This window comes from Martelella radicis (genome assembly GCF_014196625.1).
Classification (GTDB): domain Bacteria; phylum Pseudomonadota; class Alphaproteobacteria; order Rhizobiales; family Rhizobiaceae; genus Martelella; species Martelella radicis.
In genome coordinates this window covers 1-5,539 of record NZ_JACIDZ010000036.1, presented here as the reverse complement: position 1 = coordinate 5,539, position 5,539 = coordinate 1, and the positions used below count along the sequence as shown (strand labels likewise).

Here is a 5,539-nt window from a genome sequence, read left to right as displayed (position 1 = left end):
GCTGAAATCGCCGAGACTGCGTTTTCGCCCTTCAACACCAGCGCCATTTCGGTGTCTCGGTCCAGCCTTTCGGCCTCCTGATACCACTGGTTTACGGCAAATCCTGTCTCGACGAGAATGGCTGGCCTGTCCAGAACGAAGCTGTGCTCGCGGGTAAACCGTCCATCGCCGGTGATCGTGATTGTCGTTTCGACCTCCAGCAATCCGCTTCTCCAGCGCACGGAAAGCGTTTCGCCCTCAAGGGAAACCGAGAGGTTTTCCTGTCGCATCTGCCAATTGGCGCCGCCATCGAAACTGAAAGCCAGAATATTGTCGCCGAAGTGGTTCATGTTGGCGTATTGGAGCGCACCGACGTCAAAGCCGCTCAGCGTCGAATAGGCAAACTTGTTGTATTTGTCGATCTGCAGCCATTGGTGGATGGGCGCGGCAAAATGGGCGATGGCGTGACCGCCGGTGCGCTGAACAAGCGTGTCGCATCCCGGCATGGGATAGATGTCGCGCGGCGCATCAAGCGGTTCTTCTTCCGCCTGCCAGAAATCCGACTCCTCCGGCATTGCCAGCGGCATGAAGGCCTTGAGCGCCCAATATGGCGATGTGGGTGAATTATACTCCTCGCAGACGGCAAGGTTCGGATAGGCATAGCCGCGCGACAGCACGCCGTCCGGGCGGAAGATCGGGCGTTTGCGCCAGAGCCGCAATTGCCGGGCCCAAAGCCCCTTTATCTGGCCAACTGAGAGCGGCCGTTCGCCACTGAGCGCCAGCATGCCCCAGAAGCCTGCGGTGGCGAAACGATAGGTCAGCGAACGGCCCTCGATCATCGCCTCGCCATTTTCGGCAAACCAATGCGCGAAGGGTTCGGCGAAGAGGCGGGCCCGGGCGCGGAAGAGCTCTGAAAATTCATCTCTCTCGTCGCCCTTCAGCCAGGCGTAGAGCAACCCGTAGAAATGCATGGCGAAGCCGCCATAATGGTCGATCGCGCCGGAACCGCCATCGCCATACCAGCCGTCGGCCCGGTACCAACTGGAAAGCTGGCCGAGATTGCGACGCTGGACCGCCTCATCGACGAGATCGCCGCGACCAACCCTGCGCAGCCCCTCCTGGACAAGAACCGTGAAGAACTGCCAGTTATTGGCAGCCAGAACGCGCTTTTGAATACCGGCGAGCCAGATGGCCAGATTGCTCTTGACGCGAGGTTCGAGCGGTTCCCAACCCTCGGAGGGAAGCGCCGCCAGCAGAAAGCCGATCGCCGCCATCTCGACCGAGCGCTGGTCCATGTCTCCAACCGCTCCCCAGTAGCGGGGATGTTCGGGGTCGGTGCCTTCTGCAAGCGCATCGCGAAAGGTCTGCCAGTGGCTGAACGCGCCACCCCCCAGCCCATGAGGAACCAGCCCCCAGAACGGCCGCGCCGCGCCTTCAAGCGAAGCCGCCCGCATATCGAATTTGGCTGCGCCTTCTCCAAGATCGATGGCGGCGCCACCGGCCTCAAGATGCGGCAGGAGCGGCGCGACAAGCGCTTCGGCCGCGCGCTGAAAATCGGCGCGGCTTGTCATGGGGTTGTCGGAAAAGCCTTCGAGAAGAAGAGACATGACGGATCACCGGAATGCAAAAGATGGGAAAGGCGGGCTCGCGGCCCGCTCGGATCGTTTTGGTCATACACCGAACAGGCGCGGCAAAGTCAGCGACAGGGCCGGCACGAAGGTGATCAGCAACAAACCGAGGATCTGAACCAGGAAGATCGGCAGAAGCGGTCCCACGACCTTGGTGATCTTTTCGCCGGACACGCTGCAGGACACGAACAGCACGGTCCCGACCGGAGGCGTGACCACGCCCATCGACAGGTTATAGACCATCAGCACGCCGAAATGGACCGGATCGACGCCCATGGCGGTCACGACGGGATAGAAGATCGGGGTGAAGATCAGTTGCGCGGGCGCCATGTCCATGAACACGCCGACAATCAGCAGCGCGACATTGATCAGAAGCAGGATGACATATTTGTTGTCGCTGAGACTGGTCAGCATCTCGCCGATCGTGTCGGGGATCGAAGCAAAGGTCATGCTCCAGCTCATCAGGTTCGAGCAGGCGATCAGGAAGAGTATGATGCCGGTCGCAGCGGCCGTTTCGATCAGAACCTTGAGCAGCGTCCTTGGCGTCAGGCTGCGATAGAAAAGCGCCAGGATGAAGCTGTAGAGAACTGCAATGCCGGAGCCTTCCGTTGCGGTAAAGACCCCCATGACGATGCCGCCGATGACCACGACGACAAGCATGAGGCTGGGTGCGGCCCGCAGGAAATTGCGGGTCACCTCGCTCATCAGATAAGGGCTCTTGTCGGTCGCATATTTCCGCTTCCTGGCGTAGACATAGGCGACCGCCATGACCGCAGCGCCCATGATGATGCCCGGCACGTAGCCCGCCAGAAACAGGGCAACGATGGAAGCGCTGCCGCCGGTGATCAGCGAATAGACGATCAGCGCGCCCGATGGCGGGATCAGCATGCCGCATGGAGCCGATGCCGCATTCACCGCCGTGGTGATCGGCATGTCGTATTTTTCCTCGCGCGCAATCGGCGTGACGATGCCGCCAATGGCGGTCGCGGCGGCGATGCCGGAGCCGGAGAGCGAGCCGAACAGCATGTTGGCAAGCGCATTGGTCTGCCACAGACTGCCGGGAATGCGCCGGCCAAGCAGCATGGCGAAATCGATGAGACGGCGGGCGATGCCAGCCTGGTTCATGATGTTGCCGGCAAGCACGAAGAAGGGCAGCGCCAGAAAGCCGAAACTGTCGAGACCATTGAACAGTTTTTCGCCCATGGTTGAGAAAAGCTGCGCGGTATCGACCTGCAGGCTGAGCGTGAGGATCCCTGAAAACGCCAGGCCAACGGCGATCGATGTGCCCAGAACCAGAAGCGCAAACAGCGTGCCGAACAAGATGAGGATCGAGAACAGTTCGAGGTGATTGTCGACCCAGCCCATATAGGTTTCGGTTCCCCGGAAGACGCTGGCGAGCACGATGAACGCCGTGATCATGGCGATGACAAACATGACATCCATCACACGCGTCTGCCGGGAGCGGACCAGCATGGCCAACACGACGAACTGCGACAGACAGATGAGCAGGCCGGCGATCAGCAGCACGCTTTGCAGCGTGCCCACGGCAACATGAAGCATCGGCGTGAGCGTCAGCGCGTTGCCGATCATCGAGTGGTAGCCGCCCCATGCCAGAAGCGCCCCGAACAGGAAGGTCAGCGCAGCATTGAAGGCATTGAGCCTGCCGGCAGAGCGTGGGTCAAGCGCATCGATCAGAAGCGGAAGGTTGAGATGCTTGTTCAGCATGAAGCAGTAGGCTGAGCCAAGAATGCCGAGCCATATCAGCGAGTAGCGCAACAGCTCTTCCGTCAGGCTGCTCGGCGCGTTGAAAAAGTAACGGGAAATCACCTGGTAGGAAATCAGTACGGACATCATTGCCAAAAGCAAGGCAAGAACGACGCCGAGTGTATGCGTCAGCCAGTTGTAGGCGCGCGAGAACAGGCCCTCTTCGCGCAGGATTTCATCGAATGCAGGTTCTGATTGCTTGGTCATGGATCTCGTCCCGGATAGGGCGGCTCGGCAGATCGCGCCCGGTCGGCACCCTGAAAATGTCAACGGGCGGCTCCGGTGGAGCCGCCCGCAATTATCTAGTTGAGTTCACGGCCTTCGATCGCGAAGATGGCTTCCAGCAAAGCGGCCTTGCCGGGGTCCTCGGCCGCTTCCGCATACATCGGCTCGACCGACTTCATCAGCGGCTCCTTGTCAATCTGGATGACTTCGACGCCAAGCTGGTCGACAGCCTTCTGCAGATCCTCGGCCTCGCTGCGGTCGGCAATTTCAATCGACCGGGCCGAGATGTCGGCGAAGACGGAATTCACGACTTCCAGGTCTTCCGCAGACAGGCTGTCCTCGAATTTCTGGCTGGCGACAACGAAATCGGTGAGACGGGTCTGTTCGGTTTCAAGCGCGTATTTCGCGACCTCGCCAAACTTCGCCGACCAGAGGCCCGCAAGCCCGCCTTCAGCGCCGTCGACAACACCCTGCTGCAGGCCGGAATAGAGCTCGCCGAAGGAGAGCGGCGTCGGAACTGTGCCGAAGCGATCCAGCATTTCGATGTAGGTCTCGGAGCTCATCGTGCGGAGCTTCTTGCCCTGAAGATCGTCGACGCTTGCGACCGGTGAGGTCGTGTAGATCGATCGGAAACCCGATGAGAGAAAGCCGAGGGGCACGAAACTGTGCTTGCCGGCCTCATCGAAAAGCGCCGCCTTCACGCCGGGATCGGCCATCACCGCGCCGTACTCCTCCGAGGTCCGGAAGATATAGGGCAGATTGACGACGCCATAGGCCGGGATGACATTTTCGAGCGCCGCGCTGTTGACGAGACCGAGATCAATGACGCCCTTCTGGATCTGCGAGAAATAGTCGAGCTGGTCGCCGAGCACGCCGTTGGCGAAGATCTTGATCTTGACCCGGCCATCGGTTCCTTCCTCGACCCGCTCGGCGAATTCGGAGAGCATATACCCCGCCGTGCTGTCGGGCTGAACATTGTGCGCGAGTTTGTAGGTCTTGGCCTCGGCGCCTGTCGCGAAAGCGGCGAGAACGCAGGCCAGCCCCAGAATTTTGCGCGAAACTTTCATTTTTCCTTCCCTAAGCTGATCGTCATGGCAAAGACCGGGGAGAACCTGACCAGACCGCCCTTCAAGGCGGATACGCCCCCTGATTTGCGGGGCCTGCCGGCCGGCCTCCATAACCAGCCGAAAACTCATTTCGTCCTCCGCATTCACGCCGCTGTGACGATCTCGAACAACGTGAACAGGCATAGTGGTACTGCCAACTGACACGAAAGGTCAACAATAATTTTCTCTATTGACGAAATTACGAAATTTAACGAAATTACCGTAACCGATTTCGTCAAGAGGAATACACCCCATGAACCGTATCGCCGACTCGTATTTCGCAATGGAATCCGATGTGCCTACGCACGAGGCGCATCAGGCGGCCCTGACACGCTGCATCGAGCGGCTTCGCCAGCAAATGCCGGCCGTCGGACTGCGCAACCCCAAGATCGGCAATGCCGATAACCGCTGGATCTACTGCAACGGCGCTGATTGGGTGATGGGTTTTCAGACAGGACAGCTCTGGCTTGCCTATCAACTGACCGGCAGCAACGCCTTCAAGAATGCGGCCAAGGCAAGAAGGCCCGAATTTGAACAGGTCCTTCGCGACCGCCGGCTGCGAGACCATGACCTGGGCTTCCAGTTTTCGCTCTCCTCCGTCGCCGAGTGGCTGATGACAGGCGACAGGTCGGCCCGCGCGATGGGCCTTGCAGCCGCCGACGCCCTGCTGGCGCGATTCAGACCCGAAGGCGGCTATATCCAGGCCTGGAGCCCGCAGGGCACGCATGACCGGGAAAAGGCAGCCTTCGCCAATGGCAGGATGATTGCGGATACGATGCAGAACCTCGCGCTGCTCTACTGGGCGCACCGCGAGACGGCCATTGAGGACTATCGCGA

The 5,539-nt window shown here is 60.0% G+C and carries 3 protein-coding genes and 1 pseudogene; 1 reads left to right on the top strand and 3 read right to left on the bottom strand.

The genetic code is table 11. The features are described 5' to 3' along the window. The 3 genes from GGR30_RS23180 to dctP all read right to left on the bottom strand — a co-directional run. The coding region (locus GGR30_RS23180; protein ID WP_183491644.1) for a DUF2264 domain-containing protein at window positions 1–1,586 on the bottom strand (1,586 nt) is incomplete at its 3' end. A gap of 63 nt (window positions 1,587–1,649) precedes the next feature. Next, entirely contained in the window at window positions 1,650–3,578 is a 1,929-nt protein-coding gene (locus GGR30_RS23175; RefSeq protein ID WP_210288157.1) for a TRAP transporter large permease, read from the bottom strand. Window positions 3,579–3,673: 95 nt separating this feature from the next. Then, entirely contained in the window at window positions 3,674–4,663 is a 990-nt protein-coding gene (gene dctP / locus GGR30_RS23170; RefSeq protein ID WP_183491641.1) for a TRAP transporter substrate-binding protein DctP, read from the bottom strand. Window positions 4,664–4,955: 292 nt separating this feature from the next. Here dctP and GGR30_RS23165 point away from each other — a divergent pair. Then, window positions 4,956–5,539, top strand: a pseudogene (locus GGR30_RS23165) (glycoside hydrolase family 88 protein); the annotation flags it as partial.

Coding starts and splice junctions, on each gene's coding strand:
- GGR30_RS23175 (WP_210288157.1), bottom strand. CDS start 3,578: ATGACCAAGCAATCAGAACCTGCATTCGATGAAATCCTGCGCGAAGAG.
- dctP (WP_183491641.1), bottom strand. CDS start 4,663: ATGAAAGTTTCGCGCAAAATTCTGGGGCTGGCCTGCGTTCTCGCCGCT.